The organism is Ferviditalea candida (genome assembly GCF_035282765.1).
Taxonomy (GTDB): Bacteria; Bacillota; Bacilli; order Paenibacillales; family KCTC-25726; genus Ferviditalea; species Ferviditalea candida.
In genome coordinates this window covers 1-16,283 of sequence record NZ_JAYJLD010000027.1, presented here as the reverse complement: position 1 = coordinate 16,283, position 16,283 = coordinate 1, and the positions used below count along the sequence as shown (strand labels likewise).

General features: G+C 46.4%; 28 protein-coding genes. 3 read left to right on the top strand and 25 right to left on the bottom strand.

Annotated features, from left to right (window positions below; translation table 11 throughout):
* Nucleotides 1–4: 4 nt before the first annotated feature.
* Both VF724_RS15670 and VF724_RS15665 read right to left on the bottom strand, forming a co-directional pair.
* Nucleotides 5–376: a YopX family phage-derived protein gene (locus VF724_RS15670; protein WP_371755196.1), complete on the bottom strand. Its 372-nt coding sequence runs from the start codon at nt 374–376 to the stop codon at nt 5–7.
* A gap of 79 nt (nt 377–455) precedes the next feature.
* Nucleotides 456–794 carry a hypothetical protein gene (locus VF724_RS15665; RefSeq protein WP_371755195.1) on the bottom strand — a complete coding sequence of 113 codons (339 nt, stop codon included), beginning with the start codon at nt 792–794 and terminating at the stop codon, nt 456–458.
* Between the two features lie 88 nt (nt 795–882).
* Here VF724_RS15665 and VF724_RS15660 point away from each other — a divergent pair, with 88 nt between their 5' ends.
* Nucleotides 883–1,074, top strand: a complete 192-nt coding sequence (locus tag VF724_RS15660; RefSeq protein ID WP_371755194.1) for a hypothetical protein — start codon at nt 883–885, stop codon at nt 1,072–1,074.
* A 332-nt stretch (nt 1,075–1,406) separates the two neighbouring features.
* Here the strand turns inward: VF724_RS15660 and VF724_RS15655 are convergent, their stop codons facing one another.
* From VF724_RS15655 to VF724_RS15545, 23 genes are all read right to left on the bottom strand, one after another.
* Entirely contained in the window at nt 1,407–1,838 is a 432-nt protein-coding gene (locus VF724_RS15655) for a sigma-70 family RNA polymerase sigma factor (RefSeq protein ID WP_371755193.1), read from the bottom strand.
* A 6-nt stretch (nt 1,839–1,844) separates the two neighbouring features.
* The gene (locus VF724_RS15650) at nt 1,845–2,033 is read right to left on the bottom strand and encodes a hypothetical protein (protein WP_371755192.1); all 189 of its coding nucleotides are present in this window, start codon (nt 2,031–2,033) and stop codon (nt 1,845–1,847) included.
* The gene (locus VF724_RS15645) at nt 2,030–2,413 is read right to left on the bottom strand and encodes a hypothetical protein (protein ID WP_371755191.1); all 384 of its coding nucleotides are present in this window, start codon (nt 2,411–2,413) and stop codon (nt 2,030–2,032) included. The genes VF724_RS15650 and VF724_RS15645 overlap by 4 nt, the downstream gene beginning before the upstream one ends.
* Nucleotides 2,410–2,754, bottom strand: coding sequence for a hypothetical protein (locus tag VF724_RS15640; protein ID WP_371755190.1), 345 nt, complete (start codon nt 2,752–2,754; stop codon nt 2,410–2,412). The genes VF724_RS15645 and VF724_RS15640 overlap by 4 nt, the downstream gene beginning before the upstream one ends.
* Complete coding sequence (locus VF724_RS15635) at nt 2,747–3,019, bottom strand: hypothetical protein (protein WP_371755189.1); 273 nt, start codon at nt 3,017–3,019, stop codon at nt 2,747–2,749. Before VF724_RS15635 ends, VF724_RS15640 begins: the two co-directional genes overlap by 8 nt.
* Nucleotides 3,020–3,261: 242 nt before the next feature.
* On the bottom strand, nt 3,262–4,278 hold the full coding sequence (locus VF724_RS15630; protein WP_371755188.1) for a DNA-methyltransferase: 1,017 nt from the start codon (nt 4,276–4,278) through the stop codon (nt 3,262–3,264).
* Nucleotides 4,262–5,650, bottom strand: coding sequence for a helicase-related protein (locus VF724_RS15625; RefSeq protein ID WP_371755187.1), 1,389 nt, complete (start codon nt 5,648–5,650; stop codon nt 4,262–4,264). The genes VF724_RS15630 and VF724_RS15625 overlap by 17 nt, the downstream gene beginning before the upstream one ends.
* A 5-nt stretch (nt 5,651–5,655) precedes the next feature.
* Nucleotides 5,656–6,177, bottom strand: a complete 522-nt coding sequence (locus VF724_RS15620; protein WP_371755186.1) for a hypothetical protein — start codon at nt 6,175–6,177, stop codon at nt 5,656–5,658.
* A gap of 67 nt (nt 6,178–6,244) precedes the next feature.
* Nucleotides 6,245–6,481, bottom strand: a complete 237-nt coding sequence (locus VF724_RS15615; RefSeq protein ID WP_371755185.1) for a hypothetical protein — start codon at nt 6,479–6,481, stop codon at nt 6,245–6,247.
* Nucleotides 6,478–7,329, bottom strand: a complete 852-nt coding sequence (locus VF724_RS15610) for an ATP-binding protein (RefSeq protein WP_371755184.1) — start codon at nt 7,327–7,329, stop codon at nt 6,478–6,480. Before VF724_RS15610 ends, VF724_RS15615 begins: the two co-directional genes overlap by 4 nt.
* Nucleotides 7,220–8,041 (bottom strand): hypothetical protein, encoded by an 822-nt coding sequence (locus VF724_RS15605; protein WP_371755183.1) that lies wholly within the window; start codon nt 8,039–8,041, stop codon nt 7,220–7,222. The genes VF724_RS15610 and VF724_RS15605 overlap by 110 nt, the downstream gene beginning before the upstream one ends.
* Nucleotides 8,042–8,047: 6 nt before the next feature.
* Nucleotides 8,048–9,553: a DUF5131 family protein gene (locus VF724_RS15600; RefSeq protein WP_371755182.1), complete on the bottom strand. Its 1,506-nt coding sequence runs from the start codon at nt 9,551–9,553 to the stop codon at nt 8,048–8,050.
* Nucleotides 9,554–10,022: 469 nt separating this feature from the next.
* On the bottom strand, nt 10,023–10,454 hold the full coding sequence (locus VF724_RS15595; protein ID WP_371755181.1) for a hypothetical protein: 432 nt from the start codon (nt 10,452–10,454) through the stop codon (nt 10,023–10,025).
* 60 nt (nt 10,455–10,514) lie between these two features.
* The gene (gene ssb, locus VF724_RS15590; protein ID WP_371755180.1) at nt 10,515–10,919 is read right to left on the bottom strand and encodes a single-stranded DNA-binding protein; all 405 of its coding nucleotides are present in this window, start codon (nt 10,917–10,919) and stop codon (nt 10,515–10,517) included.
* A 2-nt stretch (nt 10,920–10,921) separates the two neighbouring features.
* On the bottom strand, nt 10,922–11,530 hold the full coding sequence (locus VF724_RS15585) for an ERF family protein (protein ID WP_371755179.1): 609 nt from the start codon (nt 11,528–11,530) through the stop codon (nt 10,922–10,924).
* The gene (locus tag VF724_RS15580; protein ID WP_371755178.1) at nt 11,527–12,066 is read right to left on the bottom strand and encodes a host-nuclease inhibitor Gam family protein; all 540 of its coding nucleotides are present in this window, start codon (nt 12,064–12,066) and stop codon (nt 11,527–11,529) included. Before VF724_RS15580 ends, VF724_RS15585 begins: the two co-directional genes overlap by 4 nt.
* Before the next feature lie 13 nt (nt 12,067–12,079).
* Nucleotides 12,080–12,403 carry a hypothetical protein gene (locus VF724_RS15575; protein ID WP_371755177.1) on the bottom strand — a complete coding sequence of 108 codons (324 nt, stop codon included), beginning with the start codon at nt 12,401–12,403 and terminating at the stop codon, nt 12,080–12,082.
* A gap of 88 nt (nt 12,404–12,491) precedes the next feature.
* Nucleotides 12,492–12,758, bottom strand: a complete 267-nt coding sequence (locus VF724_RS15570; protein ID WP_371755176.1) for a hypothetical protein — start codon at nt 12,756–12,758, stop codon at nt 12,492–12,494.
* Nucleotides 12,759–12,815: 57 nt separating this feature from the next.
* A complete protein-coding gene (locus tag VF724_RS15565; RefSeq protein WP_371755175.1) occupies nt 12,816–12,974 on the bottom strand; it encodes a hypothetical protein in 159 nt (52 codons plus the stop codon).
* A 17-nt stretch (nt 12,975–12,991) separates the two neighbouring features.
* A complete protein-coding gene (locus VF724_RS15560; RefSeq protein ID WP_371755174.1) occupies nt 12,992–13,243 on the bottom strand; it encodes a DUF7667 family protein in 252 nt (83 codons plus the stop codon).
* Between the two features lie 67 nt (nt 13,244–13,310).
* Nucleotides 13,311–13,505, bottom strand: coding sequence for a hypothetical protein (locus VF724_RS15555; RefSeq protein WP_371755173.1), 195 nt, complete (start codon nt 13,503–13,505; stop codon nt 13,311–13,313).
* Nucleotides 13,502–13,684, bottom strand: coding sequence for a hypothetical protein (locus VF724_RS15550; RefSeq protein ID WP_371755172.1), 183 nt, complete (start codon nt 13,682–13,684; stop codon nt 13,502–13,504). The genes VF724_RS15555 and VF724_RS15550 overlap by 4 nt, the downstream gene beginning before the upstream one ends.
* A 162-nt stretch (nt 13,685–13,846) precedes the next feature.
* Complete coding sequence (locus tag VF724_RS15545; RefSeq protein WP_371755171.1) at nt 13,847–14,044, bottom strand: helix-turn-helix transcriptional regulator; 198 nt, start codon at nt 14,042–14,044, stop codon at nt 13,847–13,849.
* Nucleotides 14,045–14,219: 175 nt separating this feature from the next.
* On the opposite strand from VF724_RS15545, the gene VF724_RS15540 reads away from it, so the two are divergent.
* On the top strand, nt 14,220–14,801 hold the full coding sequence (locus VF724_RS15540; protein WP_371755170.1) for a LexA family protein: 582 nt from the start codon (nt 14,220–14,222) through the stop codon (nt 14,799–14,801).
* Nucleotides 14,802–14,813: 12 nt separating this feature from the next.
* Nucleotides 14,814–16,253 carry a recombinase family protein gene (locus VF724_RS15535; protein WP_371755169.1) on the top strand — a complete coding sequence of 480 codons (1,440 nt, stop codon included), beginning with the start codon at nt 14,814–14,816 and terminating at the stop codon, nt 16,251–16,253.
* The last annotated feature ends 30 nt before the right edge of the window (nt 16,254–16,283 follow it).

Sequence of the window (16,283 nt, the reverse complement as noted above, 5' to 3'; positions counted from 1 at the left end):
CGTTTCAATGCTCACACTTTATCAACTCCTTGTGCTCGTAAATGTTTCCAATGACTTCAATCCTACATTTCTCGTTATTTTCAATGTACTGCCATAGAGGGAATGAACAGCCTTTAGTGAGAACAGAATCAGTCTTTTCGATCTTTGCTTTAAACTGAGCCATGTTTTCGTCCCAAAGGATAGAATAAGAAGCATGTTCACTGACTGTTATATCACCCTCATAAATCTCTTTGCCGTTTTTGTCTTTTAATCCGGTATATTGCATAAGTTCAACGAATGGAGATTCAATGCAGACCTTTAACCAGTTCTTTCCCAAGAAGTCGTAACTCATTTCCTTAGTTTCTGTATCCCATGCTCTAAACTTAATGTCACGCACTCTCGTCCCTCCTTTTATGACTTAATTATAACATTTTAGGGTGTGATATTCCACTACATAATCCGATTTTATAACATAATTACATCAGAGGTTTTTCCACCAAACTATCCGAAGAGCCATTTTCTTTTAATGCGATTAATTCTTTCTCGCTTAATGATTTTATAAATGGTTTTAAATCACGCCATTCTTCAGGATGTGACGATTCATAAATATTTATATGGCTCTTAATAGAAACGGTAAAAGAATTCCAATTGAACCAATTTGCATCTTTCCCTGATTTATACACATCAGCGATATCATTGGGTGCCTTAGCAATATTCCCGTTATGGGAAAAGTACACGATGTCGTTAACGTCAAATATCTTTTCTCCGATTCGCAATAACCAATATACCTCATCCCTTAGTGCTTCAATATTCAATTTCAACACCCCCAATTATCACATTTCGACAAAAGGAAGGTTTTTCCTACCACATATCGAATATTTTTGTCAGAAGGGAGTCGATTCCATGAAATCCGGTTATATTCTAAAATCACCATTTGATTTTGATAACGCGATGTTCTTCGGTGTTCCTGTAATCGTTTTGCAAAACGACAGGATCCTCGATTACGGCGGGCCAATTGAACGGCATACAGAACTGTCGGTAACTATCAACGGCGCTAAATTCCTGAAAGCTGTTTGCGAATTCAAAGTTCGCTAACAAAAGCAATATCCATAAGGGAATCGATAAGAGAATGCCGTTAATGATTCCTCTCGCTGCGCTTAGATCGTCCATATCCGGGTCCGACGCATCTTGGAAACATACAGGACTGTTTCGTTCCGGTCCACTTTCCCCAGATGCAACCACCACATTTCTCCGGTTGCTTTGGTGTTTCTTTTTCAAGCAAATACTTCTTGTAAATAATTGCATCCATATCTCCTCCGAAGACAACGCAAAAAAGCCACCCGCGATAGGGTGACTTCTGTTTTTGGGCGTACTAATGGCACTGCATTTTGTAAGACAAAAGTAAGACAAAAGTAAGACAAAAACCGCTAAATCTCTTTCTGCACCTTACGTTTAGCTCTTTTCAAAAACGTCTGCACGGTGCCTTTCGACACTTTTAATCTATCAGCAATTTCTTCATGTGTCAACCCCTGTGCCATATGCAGCAGAAAACATTGGCGTTCCCGGTCCGACATCGATAAAAGCAAATCTAGCAATTTCAGTTTTTCTTCTGGACGCAGCATCTCTCCAATCGCCGTTCGCTGATAGATTTTCTGCCGGTCGATCCCTCGCAGACTTCCCGGCCGACGTCCTTTCCGCATCCAAGTCAAGGAGAATTGCAAATCGCTGATCATGCCGCTGACGGTTTGGGACTCTATTTTCTGGCTCAGATCTGTCCGATCCAGCGACTGCCGATATCGTTCAAGGTCATGTTTTTCATCCGCATACTGCTCGACAAGTACATCAAACCAGGTTTTCACGTCCTCTCACCTCCGCTGCCAGGGTGTCAAGCTCTCAATCTCCGCATACACAACGCGCTGCTCCCGGCTGATTGCCTTGCGGTAATACTGCACAGTTTCGAGATAGATGGATTTCCAGTGCTCCTGACAGACTGGCACCAAAGCCCAAGTGACGGAAGCTGGATGGCGACAGTTGGGATATTGGCATTTGCTCATGTCGTCACCTGCTTTTCAAACAAGTCTGCTCTGGCCCGTGGCGTGTAGGTTCGCTTTTGCTGGATGCCAATGGTTGTTTCAATCTGCGCATGGACGTTCTTCAGCTCCCGGAAAAAGACTTGATTTTTGTTCACCAGTTCAAAAAGCGGCTGCAGCTGCTCCCGCAGGTTCTTGGCGTTGCGTCTGCGGATCCGGTTGTCCTGCATCTGTTTGGCCAGCTTGTACCCTTCGACGGCGCTGAAGCTGATCAACTCAAGCGCATGCGTCAGGTCGTTGTATTCCTTGTCAGCGAAAATTTGATCTTGCTCAAGCTGCTCCATGGTTGTCCGGACGGTGTCGGAAATGGTTATGAGTTGGTTTGTAAGTTCGAGTAGGTTCATGGTTCCACCCCGATTTCCTTGAGAATATCGCGTAATCGGTTCTCGGCTATATCGAATCCGGCTGCCATGCCTTGTTCGTATAAATCCGCCTCGGTTTCCCATTTGTGATGGGATTCTTTGTAGCGGCGATTTAGTTCTGCGAGAAAAGTCCGCAACCCCTCAACCAGCTTTTCCCTTTCCCGCTGCAGCCTCTTCAACTCCGCACCCGCAATATTCGCTGCCTGTGCAGCGCCCTGGAGTGCACCGCGAAGCCTGGCGACTTCTTCACGCAATTTCCGGTTTTCGTCCGCTAATCGATCATACTCGATGCTGAGTCGTTGGGCGATGGTTTGATCACTCATGTGGGTTCTCCTTTCCTTGGATGTGGGATAAGAGCCGGTTAATAGAACAACGCGGCATATGTCCAACTTCTTTATATCCATGGCATTCGTTGCAGTATGGTCTTCCGTGTGAATCGCCTACCCACATCAATTCTTTGATACATTCTACCGCTTCACTTAGTTGGTTGCGGAGTTGTTCAACCTCGATAATTAAGTCCTCGCGTTCTGCCACTATATGCTCGATTGATTTCAGACGATTGATTTCATCATTTAATTTTTTAATCAATCAGTAAACCTCCCCTCACCATTTTCTTGAAATAATGGATTTTGAATTTTTCGTTGACGCTGCGTTTTTAGTGCCGTCTGTGCAGCAGCGGGTGACTTCAATCCCTCGTCCACGAATTCTTTCCCTACTTCATACTGAAAATTTTGGCAAGTCTAATCCGGATTGAAAACTTTGAAACCTTTCATTTAAAAATTTCTCCTCGTCTTTTTTTTCGATGGCCATTCTTTTCCCAATCTCGTAAGCTACCGTTGATGTACCGATATAAAATCAAATATGTCCATTTGGTTCTCATCTTGGCGGTCTTTTGCTGAAGCTAAGTTTCTAACTGCGGTCCTGAAATAACTTTCCTTTAACTCCACTCCAACGAATCGCCTACCCATCTTGATCGCTTGGTATCCTTCCGACCCGATGCCGGCGAATGGTGAGAATACGATATCCCCCGGATTGCTCCAGAGCTCCACACCGCGAGCGATGACATCGAGCTGCAGCGGTGCGATGTGTTTTTCGTCCTTCTCATCCCGTGCTGAGCGGTATTGAAGGGTATTTGATGGGTTGATATCCATCCAGACCGGCGAGGCGTACTTCTGCCAAACGAACACAGAGCGCCACATCTCAAACGGCCATGGCTCCCGGCCATCTGCTCGGACTTCGGCCGCATGCTTCTCGTAGGCTTCCCGGCTTACGTCCAGCCCTTCACCGACGAACTCCTCAAACTCGCCTACGATCGGCTCCGGGTTAACCCCGGGCTTTCGCATGGTTACAAGGTAATCCGGAATGCCCTGGCGACTCATGGCGCTGTCCTTGACGATCTGCTTATGGAGAAGACCGAGCGCCTTGGTCCTCTGCTGGGCGACTACGGGGTCCTTCCAGATCACGACTTCACTATGATAGATCCACCCTTCCGCCTCGAATGCGCGGATCAGTTCGCCACGGAAGTCGCGGATGCCGATATATCCGTGATGCGCCTTGCTTGTCGGTAGATTCATACAATGGAAACTGACCAGTCGCCCCGGTATGGTAATCCGGAACAACTCCCGGATCAAGAAGCGGAAATGCTCGAAAAACTCATCATCGCTCTGACAATTCCCCATGTCTCGATCGCTGTTGCTGTACGTATACAGCGAAGCAAATGGCGGCGAGAAGATGGAATAATGGATACTGTTATCCGGCAGACCACGTGAAATTTCCACGCAGTCGCCGTTGTAAAGTGCAAAATCGGATTTTATCACTTGATCTATGGCGTTAACCTGTTGTTGCAAAAGTCTCACTCCTTAACCAGTTTGGAATAATCATTGGAATTGTTGGTTCATATTCTGTCGCATCGCGTTCCGTTGAGCGGATCGCCTCCGACGTGATCTCTTTTGTATATTTGACCATTTCGGAGACCATCTTCCGGAAATCAGCTTCTTTTCGCTTGATATTTTCAGCCGTTGCACCTTCTCTGCTGGACGTGATCATCGTCACATTAACCGACTGCGTCTGGCCGAATCGGTAACAACGTCGAACCGCTTGAAAGACTTGCTCAAAGCTATCTGAGAGACCGACGAACGCCATATCCGCACAATGCTGCCAGTTCATTCCGAATCCAGCAATTGATGGCTTGGTGACGAGTACGCGGATCTTGCCAGTCGCGAAGTCCAGCATCGCTTTCTCCTTGTGTGTGGGCTTGTCCGATCCTTTAACCTCAACTGCTCCTGGAATGGAATTTGTTAATAATTCCGATTCAATATTCAGATCGCACCATACCAGGAACGGCCGATCCGTAGCGTTGACGATGGCGGCACAAGCGGCCACGCGCTCCTCCACCGTCTCCTGGCGTGCCCGCTGCCGCTCGGACAGCGTCTTGCCAAGCTCCCCTTCAACCTCGATCACATGATCCGTAATCGTAAGTGGTGGTAGGATATATCCGTCGTCGGCGTACCCCAGATCAGACGGCTTCTCGAGAACGACGCCCCAACTTGCTACCCATTTCCAAAATGAATCCTCTGCATGGCCTTTGAGCCGCCATTTCTGCGTATCCCCGCCGTCGTGGACAAAGTACATGGAGAGCATTTCAGTCCGGCTCATGACGCCCAGGAACTCGGCATGGTTGCCGATCTCCATGAAATCATTCGGCGCCGGCGTGGCTGTGCAAGCCAAACGATACGGAGTAAAAGCAAATGACTCTATCAGATCAGTCCGGATCTTGCCGGTGAACGACTTGAGGATGGAGCTCTCGTCCAGCACCACGCCATCAAACAGGATCGGCTCAAAGTGATGCAGCATCTCGTAATTGGTGATATTGAGACCGGGCTTCACGTCATCCTGGGATCGGCAAAAGGTGATCGTATAACCAAGCTCTGCACCCTCGCGGACCGTCTGCGAAGCGACAGCCAGCGGTGCCAGGAGGAGAACGTCTCCCCCTGACAGTCGGTGAACGTTCATCGCCCACTCAATCTGCATTCGTGTCTTGCCGAGTCCTGTGCCGGCGAAGATCGCTGCTCTGCCTCTCCGCAGTGCCCAGCGGACGAGATCCCGCTGGAAGTCGAATAGACTGCTGTGCAGATTGTCCCGATCAACGCTGAATCCGGATGGCGGCATGACGGCACGTTTATTTTTTATGAAATTTTGATATTTCTGCTCCCAACTCATTCATTTCACCTCAATGCTTTTGTTTTCCGTTTCTCTATACCGCCGAGAATTGTTTGTATGATCTTCTGCTGAAACTTGGTTCCGTCTATTCCCTCGCCGATGAAACGCCCAATCTGAGCCAATACAAAAGCGTCACGCACGTTGTCTGATTTGTGTTCGAATCCCCAACGTTTGAAAATCTCCACAGCCATCTCATCCTTTTTGGCGTTGCCTTTGGCTCCTGTGAATCTCTTGAGTGCTGCTGGAGCTACTTCGGTGTATCTCACGCCGCGCTCATAGAGACCTAAACGCATGCCCCAACCAAGACCACCGAGTAAAAATCCATATCGTGATGCAAAGCCGAATCCTTCGATAGTCACTCTATCGCTATATTCAATTTGCTCGAGAGTTTTAAATATGATTTCCGCCATGCGCTCCGGGTCTTTGCCTTTTGCTGTAATCTCCATGCAATCTATCAAATCTCCAGATTCATTTAAAATCACAAGGCCTGTTTGGGTTGATGGGTCTACCCCTACATAGCGTTTCATCCTAATCCCTCGCTTTCCGGCATTATGCAGAATAATCCTTTTCGCGAATTTTGCTCTTTTTCATCTATCACCCCGTCCGCCTCCTTTGGTCGTATTTCTCGCTTTGTTCCGCTGCCACCTCAGCCCACAACTCCGCGAATAGGTCAGGCAGCTTTTCCCTCACCAGTTTCTGCGGGACTCCCAATGTCTCCATTTCACTCACCATCGCCCGGGTCATGTTGTCCAGTGAGATAAGCCTGTCCTTGATGTGATAGCGGAAGCTCTCCCAGGATTCGATGAGTTCGCGGTTTCTGTGATCGCTCATATCTTCCCACCCGCCAATCGATGATCTTTTCCCTCGACCTGGAACAATCGACCTCTTGCCATGCCCATCAGCCGGCTTGCCGCAGCATCCCCGATCCGCTCCGTCAGTGTTTCCGAATCCTCATTCGATGAGAAGATAATCGGCCGTTTTGCCTTATATCGCTCATTAATGATCTCGTAATACATATCCAGCCTGAATTCGCTTGGCTTGGCCTTTCCGATGTCGTCCCAAACCAGTACCGGAGCATGAATGGCAGCCGCTTTCAGTTTGGTCACGGCCTCGCCGGAATCGTTATATCCGCGCGCCTTTGACATTTCCTCCATGAACGCCACATCCGAGATACAAAGAACCGTATAGCCTCGCTTGATCAATTCCTTTGCCGCGGCGATCTGCAAGTGGGTTTTTCCGATCCCGAAATTGTTGTGCTTGGCCTTCATTTGTGCACGCTGCGCTGAATTCTTGATCTCACGCAATTTCTGCTCGCCGAATACCGCGATGAACCCAAAACTATTAATCTGCTGATTATGGATTTGGTCGAACTTCTCCATGTATTCCGTGATCCGCTGCAGCATGCCTACTTGCACGCCTGCTTCGGTCCGGAATGTGGAAAACTCCGCTTGCTCATACTCCCCCGGGATCATGGCGTTTTTCATTCTGGCGAAAAGCCGTTTTCTCTGCTGGCATTCGCACTCCCGGGCCGTCCAGCCGTCAAGGATAAATCCGTCTACACAACCACATTCAGAGTTGTTGGATGAGTCCGGGGTATTGGTCGTAGTAGCTTTGGCTTCTTCCGCTCTGGCTTTCGCTCTGCTCAGAATTTCCTCCAGTCCTTCCTTCAGGTGGTGCATTCGGATTCACTCCTTTCCGTTCTTGATGAAGATGCCAGTCTTGATAGATTCCAGCTTCGCAATAGGAGAATGTCGTGATTCTGTCTTTCGGATGCTTGGGAACAAACTCCTTGAATATTCGATCGATACTGGCCTTCACATGATCCGCGGGAATGCCATACTCGACGATCTCGATGATCTTCTGCAAGTCCTCTGGCTTTACAGAAAATCCTTTCCTTCGCTTTTGGACAAAATAGTTTTCGATCTCGGCCGTGGGCGTAGAAGAAGAATCTATATCTTTTTGTATGGTTTGGTTAGGTAAGGTATGGTTAGGTAGCCCGTGCACGTGCGTTGTTTGTTCATTGCACGTGCGTTGCACATTCTTTGCACGTTTGCTTCTCATGCGCTCTTTGTTCGCTTCTTTTTTCTCAAGCAACCTTCCGGCGTAGTCATACCAATCATGCAAGGTAGTTGAATCTCCTTCTCGATCAATCCACCCTGCTTCTATTGCCGCCTGAACAAAAACAGAGGCATCATCTTTCCAACCTGCACCGAAAGCAATCACTCGATCAGGAAGGCCGGTTAAATTCCCATCTGGCGCATTATCTAATGCCCACGTCCAAAGTTTTGACATATGAGCTGCCGCATACAGTTCATCGATGTCCAGAATGGCGGCGATCATGATTGTTTTTTTGTGCGTCCAGAGAGATTGGTGCAATTCAATCCAAGCCAATTCTCATCAACTCCCCGGAAAATCATTCCACTCTCGGCCGCCGAGTAGGCGGCCGGCGGATTTTTTGCCAACCCTGTATGAACAAACAATCCCTCTTGGCTCATATCCTGCTGGTCCGCCGCTTCCTGTATATCCCCAGAAGTGCATTTTTGAGCAATGTTCATTCCCTTCGTGCTCCTTACCGCAAGGACAATCATCGTCTTCGTCGCCATACCACGGCGACCACTCACCCCACTGTTTAAAGAAGAATGGCACTCCTGCAGCCTGACATTGATCACGGATCGATCGCACCCATTCTGGATGCATTGGCCGCGCCCTGGGGCCGCTCTCGCCGCCGACGATGTCCCAATGAATTCGCGGATACGGTGGACGGAAGCCATACGGATCAACTCCTGAAAGAGCTCTGGCCTTCCATTCGTCTAAGGTTTTCCCTCCGTTTAGATGCCGTTCAAGGTCCACCGGCCCCAACAAAGGCTCGCAGGACAGAAACCTAACCGCCGCCGGCGTTTGCAACAGAAGTGGTATCCGTTCGTCAGCTGCCTTTTGGTTCTCTACGCTGATGCCCTTCCAACAATTGCGCAATGGCCATTCAATCGGAGTCTCGACCGACCACTGAGCACCAGATGTGATGTTTCGAATTTGCGTAGCGGATACGTCGAACTCGCGGGCCAGCGCCTCGTTTGACTCCCCTGTGTCATGGCGTAGTCTTATTTCGGTCACTTGTTGATGTGTCAATTTTGAATAACGCCGATAACTTCCATGGCGTTTGCTGTCTGACCAGTTCTCACCTTGATCGCCCCACAACAGATTAGAAACTGCATTATTTCCTGGGTTTCCGTCTCTATGTCGTCCTTGTGCATCAGGAGTAGGCGGAGTACCAACGAACATCTCTAAGATGATTCGGTGAACAAGCAGGCGATCGCCATATCTCCCTGCACCTTCTCTGTGCAATTGGACCCGTTGATGTCCTTGCTCGCCAATGTCTGGCTTCATTCTCTTTCGGCGTCCTCGTTTTTCTGAATAGATATATCCATGAGAGGAAGCGAAATAGCCGGGATAACCAGATATCGGTCGGATTTCTTCATCTCCTAGACATTTAATTGCAGAAATGACATCCACCTGTCTTGCCACCCGAAACGGCGTTTGAGGGTTGGAGCAATACTCCAACATCCGCTCCGGTCTCTTGGTTAACACCATGAATGTATGATGTGATGCAAGTGCCATAATCGCGAATACTTGATCGATGAAATCGAACGGCACTTGCTCATGAAACAAATCGCTCATGCTGTTCACGAAGATCCGCCGCGGCCGTTTCCATTTCAGCGGTTGATCGAGCTTGTCCGGCCGCAGCGTGATGTCAAATCCGTTCTCGTAATAATGCCCGGGCGTTCCCCGGAACCTCTCTGCCAATATCATGGCATAGCAGTTTCGACATCCTTCTGAGACCTTCGTGCAGCCTGTTATGGGATTCCACGTAGCATCCGCCCACTCAATCTTCGTTTTGTCGCTCAATCTGACTTACTCCTTTCGTCCATTAAATAAACAAACGGATAAGACGCTTTTATTACCTTCCATCTGGGATAGCCCCGGGCGATGTATTCTCTCACCCGGGACTTGAACTTTTCCGGATCGGTCTTTCTGATCTGCCACCAATCCTCAGGGATTAGGGTTTTGAGTGGGATTTCATTGATCATTGGCTTTCAGCCTTTCTCCAAACTCCCGGAGCCATTCTCGCCCAATTTTCGTGTAGTCCGCAAAATGATGGCACGTTGACGAATCGCTAGACGGACCACACAATCGCACGATGTCATTTGCAGTAATAAGTGTCTCACTCTTCCACCTACGCTGAATGTGGGCCATTTCCAGCGTCCACACTTGCGATTTGTGTTTGCCACATCGTTCACAACGATCTCCGCTGCGTGTTTCAACTTCTTTCCTTACCTTCTGGCTGATCGTTCCTCGCTTTTTGGCTGTAGGCTTGTTACGCCCGTGCTTTGGTTTTGGGACTGGTTTCAGTTCGTACATTGTAATCACCCGTTCCATCTGCAAAATCAATGCGCATTTTCAGTTTTAAAGCGTGGATCTCTTCCTGCATAGCTTCAAAAGCATTTCTCCAGCGATGCATATCTTCATAAGCTTGCGCTTCCTTCTTCCGGTGGTCCACGATAGAGAGTTCCGCCGTCGCTTCTCTCGCGCTTTTGGATTTGACATAAGACTCCGCATAGACTCTCTTTCGTTCGGCGTATATCCGCTTATATTCGCCATCGAGAAAACTGGAGAGACGGCCTACAAACACCATGCACTTTGCTAAGAGTTCGATCTTTTCCATGAGTGCATGCGGTATATCATCAGGCAGCTCGTCTGCTGCCCTCCGTAATCGCATGATCTCGGTGATATGACGATCTACGTTCATGCCATTTCCTCCCCAAAGATTTCATGATAGATTTGCCGAAATTCACGTTTTCTGGGTTCTTCAAAAAGGCAGATCATCATTCAAGAAATCCAGTTCATTTTCTTCACCTTTGATCGGGCCGCCGCCGTTTTCCTCTGCTTCACGGGCGTTGGTGTGCTCCAGGAATCGAACGTTGTCCGCCATGATTTCGGTCACATAGATTTTCCGACCGTCTTTGTCATAGTTCCGGGTCTGGATACGTCCTTCGACTGCCGTTAAACGTCCCTTGCGTAAATAATTAGAGCAGGTTTCCGCCAACTGCCGCCAAGTCACAATGTTAATGAAATCTGTCTCGCGCTCCCCTAACTGCGTTTTGAATGGTCGATCCACGGCTAGCGTGAAGGTGCAGGTTGCAACTCCACTAGGTGTGTATCTGAGCTCCGGATCGCGGGTGAGTCGCCCGATTAGAATAGATCGGTTCAGCACGTTTATGCCTCCTTTTTACTGAGCGCAGTCTGCAAGATCTGCTCCATTTTTTGATAGTTGTGCCCTTTGGATTTCATATCCTCGACCCAATCTTCGTATCCATCTAAACTGCCTTTGCCGAGCTGGTATTTCGCCTTGAGTGATGCCGGAGGCTTGTCTTGGCGGTTCTCATTCCCATTATTCCGTTCATCAACACCCAGATCGCCCTCAGGATCGTCACCAGTGGGAATCATAAATGCTTTCATAAGCGCATATTTCTGTGCTCCTGTTATGGCTTTGTATGTTCCTTTATCTCCAGCATCCTGACCTTCACCAAAAGTGGTGAACGTGATTCTCTCTCCACTGTCTCCATCTATGAAAGTGAATTCTACCTCTACGGTCACGATGTACTCGGTTTTGCCTTTGGCGTTGATGTGTTCCCGGTGCGCATGGCTTTTCACATTTGGAATTAGGATTACGTTATTTTCTGCCAGCACTTCACGGACTTTTTCATTTACATCCGCTTCCGTTGCATAGTTGTAGTTATGAAAAGTATTTTTACCGGTTTTCTGAATGTATTTGACATGCTTCATGACCTCAACTAATTTCTTAACAAGCGTCTTTTCGCTCACTCCACTTTCACATCCAATGTATCCGGCATAAACTCGACTGTGATACCTTCCACATGCTGGCCGTTCTCATCGTACACATCCCCATCATTGGTAACTTGGAAAATCTTCTTGATTTCTGTTTTGATAGGCTCTTTTTTAATCCGGATCAGATCAGCCCGATCATTGGCCTCCAAGAACTGAATCAGTTTGTCATCTTCATAATGCCACTTCGGTTGAGACTTTCGGAATCCGACCCTGCCATAAGGAGTCTTATCCCCTTTGTATCCCGGTTCTTCTTCTCGGCGTTTCATTGCATATTCTCCGATCAAGTGCTTGAAAAACTCTTCCGACCGCTGGAGTGTATCCAATTCCCTTTTGCGGTACGCCTCAATCCGTTCCACTTCTTCATCCGCAAGTTGGTTTACTTCGTTCTTTTTGGTTTGGAGTGCTGCCATTTTCCGCAAAGCCCAATTTAACGAAGATAGATCCGTGATCTGAAACTTTGATTCCGTGGCTTCGTTGATCTCGTCAAATTCTTCCGCTAATAATGCATTCATGCGTTTTCCTCCTTCAAATAAAATCTCTTTCTTTCATACCGATTTCCCGCAATTTCTCAGTCATTGTGCGATGATGCGTTTCAATTTCAGTTTCTATTTCGTGATTCGATATCCGCCGCTCATCTGGATAATTACAATGCTGCTTTAATATCGCATGAGCCAGTCGGATTTGATCCTCTTTGCTCATTGACAACATCAAGCGGTTTTCTGGATGCCCCAGGGATTGAACTTTTACCTCGTCATCTTCAGCCAAAATGATATGAATGCCGTGATTATGGATAATAGAGGTTTCGACATTTCGAAACGGGTCAAATTGAATGGTCACTTGCAAATCCATTCCTCCCTTGATACTCACCGCCATTCCGTGGTATGATGACGGTGAGCTATTCGCTATAGTCATGAATTTAGGATGACGGTTGCCGCCGTCATTCTTCTTTTTGAATCTTGATTTTTCGCATTTCATTAACTAACCGACTTTCATGAATATTCCAATCCGCAATCGCCATATCTATGTACTGTGGCTCCGCCTGGTCAAAGTTCCTCTGCGCTTGCTGATACGCATGTAAAGCGGATTGGTATGGTCCCGGTTTCTGATCAGGCTTGGACTTCTTTTCAAGTCTCTCTACCAAAAGCACAAGAACTAGAAGAAAAAGTATAAATCCAATTCCTTGCCACCAAATGGAGTAGATCATTCTTTCACCTCGCTTTCCTCAATTGTCTTGGTGCGGCAGACGTTTATCCGTGGTTGGTCATAATACTACCTTCCCGACCCACTCGTAATTCATCAGGCTGAGGCAGGTATTTTCCTTCTCCAAAGCTTCCACACGGGTCTTCAGATCGTTGTTTTCCTCGCGCAGCTTGTACACTTCCAGAGCCAACTTTTCGTGCAAGGATGTCGGTTCATTCATGGGCTTGTCCTCTCCCTTCAAATCATTTTCACTTCAATTTCTTCTATTCTACTTGCCAACTCCAAACCCCAATCAACATCCCCGGCAACATGAGCGATAAATGAGAGTTGCTTGAGTTCGTCCAATTTGCGGACGATATCCGCGTTTACCTTGAGACATTGAGCGAGTTCCCGCTGCTCGTCCAATGAAAGTTTATGATACCCGCCCAATCTATCCACTTTTATTTGCAACTCGTCGAGCCTGCGATGTACTGGGTGTATGGCAATCATGTGGTTCACCTCCTTTCTTTGGGCTCGTCCCATCTCACTTGGAAAAAAACGTGCGGATCAGAGTCCGCTATTTATGCTTTGATCGGTAGACAATCATTTCTGTCACGGCATCCGCCATTCCATCAGCCCGGAACTGCACGCCTGTTGGAGAAGTGATTTGTATGTACCCGTTCGGATGCGCCAGCGAATGCGGAATCCGGCGAAGGTAGAAGCCGTGTTTCTTGGCATAGGCGCGGGCTTTTTTCTCAACCGTGGTTTTCATGGGGTTGCTCCTTTCGAAACAATTTCATGTTTAACACCAGTGATCATTTCTGCCCAAGCCAATTTGCAACGATCAGCCAAGCCTGGTGTGTTAAACGGATCAATTTGTTTGACTTCTCCATCAACGATCATGTAATCGGCGATGATTTTTATTCCCTGACGTCTTTTGCGTTTTGGCATAATCATCCCCTCCCATTGGTAAGATATGCTGAACAAATCGATGGACTACACTATGTCTGCTTGGCCGATTCTTCCTTTATTTCTTCATAAATTTCCCGAATCAATTGCTCCTTTTTTCTCCGTTTTTCCTCATCAGTCATTTTCACACCTCCATGTAGTCGCCTATTTGTTGACTGATTTATCAAAAAAAATTGTCCAACTAATGCCGAGTAAGTCCGCTAACTCCTTAGCAATCTTCACGGAAGGCGTTCGTTTTCCGTTTTCAATTTCGTTATAATACTGGCGTGATATATTTATTTTTTTAGCAATTTTATCCTGTGACCACTTTAATTCTTTGCGCCTAGTTACGACTATCGACATTCCACGAATCCTCCTTTCAAAATTATGTTTGTCGCCCTCCCGTTGACTCAATATTAAATCAACATATAGGCGATGTCAACCGCAAGTTTCCATGATTTTTGTATATTCTTGTCAACTTTCTGTTTACATTTTTGATTTTTTGTTTATAATATATGTGAAAGGGGCTGCTAAAAATATGTACGGTAAAAAACTGAGAGAACTCCGAAAAATTGAAGGTTGGACACAAGAAGAAGTGGCCAAGCGATTAGGAGTAAGCAAGCAAACATATTCCCATTATGAGAATGAAAACCGCCGGCCGAGCCTTGATATGGTTAGAGAGTTGGCGAGTGTATATGGGGTTAATATCGACGACATATTCTCGGACGAAAAAGTAAGTGATTTAGTTTCCCTCCCTGTTGTAGGAAGGATTTCATGCGGCGATGGAACTTTGGCTTATGAAGATATCGAAAGATACGAACCAACTCCGAAAGAATGGATCGGGAGCGGCGAACACTTTTATCTCCATGCCAAAGGAGACAGTATGGTGGGTGCCCGAATTTATGACGGCGACCTTCTTTTAATAAGGAAACAGCCGGAAGTTGAGAATGGAGAAATCGCTGCAGTTTTAATTGGTGATGAGGCAGTTTTGAAGAGGGTATATCGTAACGTGGAAACGCTTGTTCTCCAAAGTGAAAATGCTGCTTACCCGCCTATCTTTTGTCCCCCAGCAGAAGCGAAGATTATAGGGAAATTGAAAATGAATGTCATTAAATACTAAGGAGAGAAAACTATGCGCGTTGCTGCTTATGTCCGCGTAAGTACCGATGAACAAGCCGATAAAGGCAACTCACTATTGGAACAAAAAGAACGTTTAGAGGCTTATTGCAAGGCAATGGGATGGAATAGACCAATGTTTTTCGAGGATGACGGATTCAGCGCAAAAGATATGCGTCGCCCAGATGCACAAAAGATGATTGAACGGGTAAAAAATAATGAATTCGAAATTGTGCTTACTTCAAAACTTGATCGTATGTCGCGAAATCTTTTAGATATGCTTCAATTTGTTAAACTTCTAGAGGAACATAATTGCAGTTATGTTTCAGCTTCGGAAGGCTTTGATACATCCACTGCCGTCGGAAGGATGGTACTACAGTTACTCGCTGCGTTTGCAGAGTTTGAACGGGAACGTATTAGCGAGCGTGTGAAAGATAATATGATGTCATTAGCACGAAACACTGACAAAGCTATTACGCTGCCTTGCTATGGTTATGATATTGTGGAAGGAAAGTATGAAATCAATGATATTGAAGCTCAATATGTCAAACTTATGTTTGAATTAGCTGAAGAAGGTCACGGCCACCGCATGATCGCAAAGCGTCTTAACGAGGCTGGAGCAGCTACAAAGCGAGGTAAACTCTGGGATCAAACGAACGTCAAACGTTTAATGCGGACCGAAACAATTGCCGGTATCATGATATATAATAAGCGCCAGAATAAAAATGGAAAGATGACCATGCGCGATAAGAAAGACTGGATTATAAAGAATGATAATCACCCAGCAATCATTAACCATGAACGGTTTGATCGAGTGCAAGAAATATTCAAAACTCGTTCTGTCGCACATAAGCACGCCGAAAATGAAACCTATCTTTTGACCGGCTTAGTGAAATGTAAATATTGCGGTAAAAATATGAAGGGTAATACGAGTAGGCACAAAAACAAATATGGAGAATATACTTACTTTCGTTATATTTGTTCGTCTTATGTTGCTGGTTACGGATGCAAACATCATGCCGTGCATCGTGATGACTTAGAAGAACAAATTGTTGAGCGCATTAAAATGGTCGCGACATCATCGGAAAATCAAATAAAAATGGTCATCGCACCTTCTCGTTCATTCGATGATGAAATCAAAGAATTAAAAAACCAACTTTCCAAAATCAATAAGAAAATGCAAAAACAAATTGAAGCGTATGAAAACGACCTGATATCTGCTGAAGATTTGAAAGCAGCCCGCGAAAGAGTTGATTTGGAAAGAACTGAACTAAATGTGCAATTAAAAAAACTGGAAAACCGTAAAGGGAATGAGATCGATATAAAACAAAAAGCTAAGGATTTACTTGGAGATATTACGGGAATTGACCGTGTGAAATCAAAAAATGCAATACGCTTACTTATCGACCATATCATTGTTGAGAATGATCAAGCAAGCGTAGTTTGGAGATCTTGAATTTTATATGCCTTAATATATAATCGGATC

Coding starts and splice junctions, on each gene's coding strand:
- VF724_RS15660 (WP_371755194.1), top strand. CDS start 883: ATGAAATCCGGTTATATTCTAAAATCACCATTTGATTTTGATAACGCG.
- VF724_RS15650 (WP_371755192.1), bottom strand. CDS start 2,033: ATGAGCAAATGCCAATATCCCAACTGTCGCCATCCAGCTTCCGTCACT.
- VF724_RS15645 (WP_371755191.1), bottom strand. CDS start 2,413: ATGAACCTACTCGAACTTACAAACCAACTCATAACCATTTCCGACACC.
- VF724_RS15640 (WP_371755190.1), bottom strand. CDS start 2,754: ATGAGTGATCAAACCATCGCCCAACGACTCAGCATCGAGTATGATCGA.
- VF724_RS15625 (WP_371755187.1), bottom strand. CDS start 5,650: ATGAGTTGGGAGCAGAAATATCAAAATTTCATAAAAAATAAACGTGCC.
- VF724_RS15620 (WP_371755186.1), bottom strand. CDS start 6,177: ATGAAACGCTATGTAGGGGTAGACCCATCAACCCAAACAGGCCTTGTG.
- VF724_RS15615 (WP_371755185.1), bottom strand. CDS start 6,481: ATGAGCGATCACAGAAACCGCGAACTCATCGAATCCTGGGAGAGCTTC.
- VF724_RS15610 (WP_371755184.1), bottom strand. CDS start 7,329: ATGCACCACCTGAAGGAAGGACTGGAGGAAATTCTGAGCAGAGCGAAA.
- VF724_RS15595 (WP_371755181.1), bottom strand. CDS start 10,454: ATGAACGTAGATCGTCATATCACCGAGATCATGCGATTACGGAGGGCA.
- VF724_RS15580 (WP_371755178.1), bottom strand. CDS start 12,066: ATGAATGCATTATTAGCGGAAGAATTTGACGAGATCAACGAAGCCACG.
- VF724_RS15575 (WP_371755177.1), bottom strand. CDS start 12,403: ATGGATTTGCAAGTGACCATTCAATTTGACCCGTTTCGAAATGTCGAA.
- VF724_RS15570 (WP_371755176.1), bottom strand. CDS start 12,758: ATGATCTACTCCATTTGGTGGCAAGGAATTGGATTTATACTTTTTCTT.
- VF724_RS15565 (WP_371755175.1), bottom strand. CDS start 12,974: ATGAATGAACCGACATCCTTGCACGAAAAGTTGGCTCTGGAAGTGTAC.
- VF724_RS15560 (WP_371755174.1), bottom strand. CDS start 13,243: ATGATTGCCATACACCCAGTACATCGCAGGCTCGACGAGTTGCAAATA.
- VF724_RS15555 (WP_371755173.1), bottom strand. CDS start 13,505: ATGAAAACCACGGTTGAGAAAAAAGCCCGCGCCTATGCCAAGAAACAC.
- VF724_RS15550 (WP_371755172.1), bottom strand. CDS start 13,684: ATGCCAAAACGCAAAAGACGTCAGGGAATAAAAATCATCGCCGATTAC.
- VF724_RS15545 (WP_371755171.1), bottom strand. CDS start 14,044: ATGTCGATAGTCGTAACTAGGCGCAAAGAATTAAAGTGGTCACAGGAT.
- VF724_RS15540 (WP_371755170.1), top strand. CDS start 14,220: ATGTACGGTAAAAAACTGAGAGAACTCCGAAAAATTGAAGGTTGGACA.
- VF724_RS15535 (WP_371755169.1), top strand. CDS start 14,814: ATGCGCGTTGCTGCTTATGTCCGCGTAAGTACCGATGAACAAGCCGAT.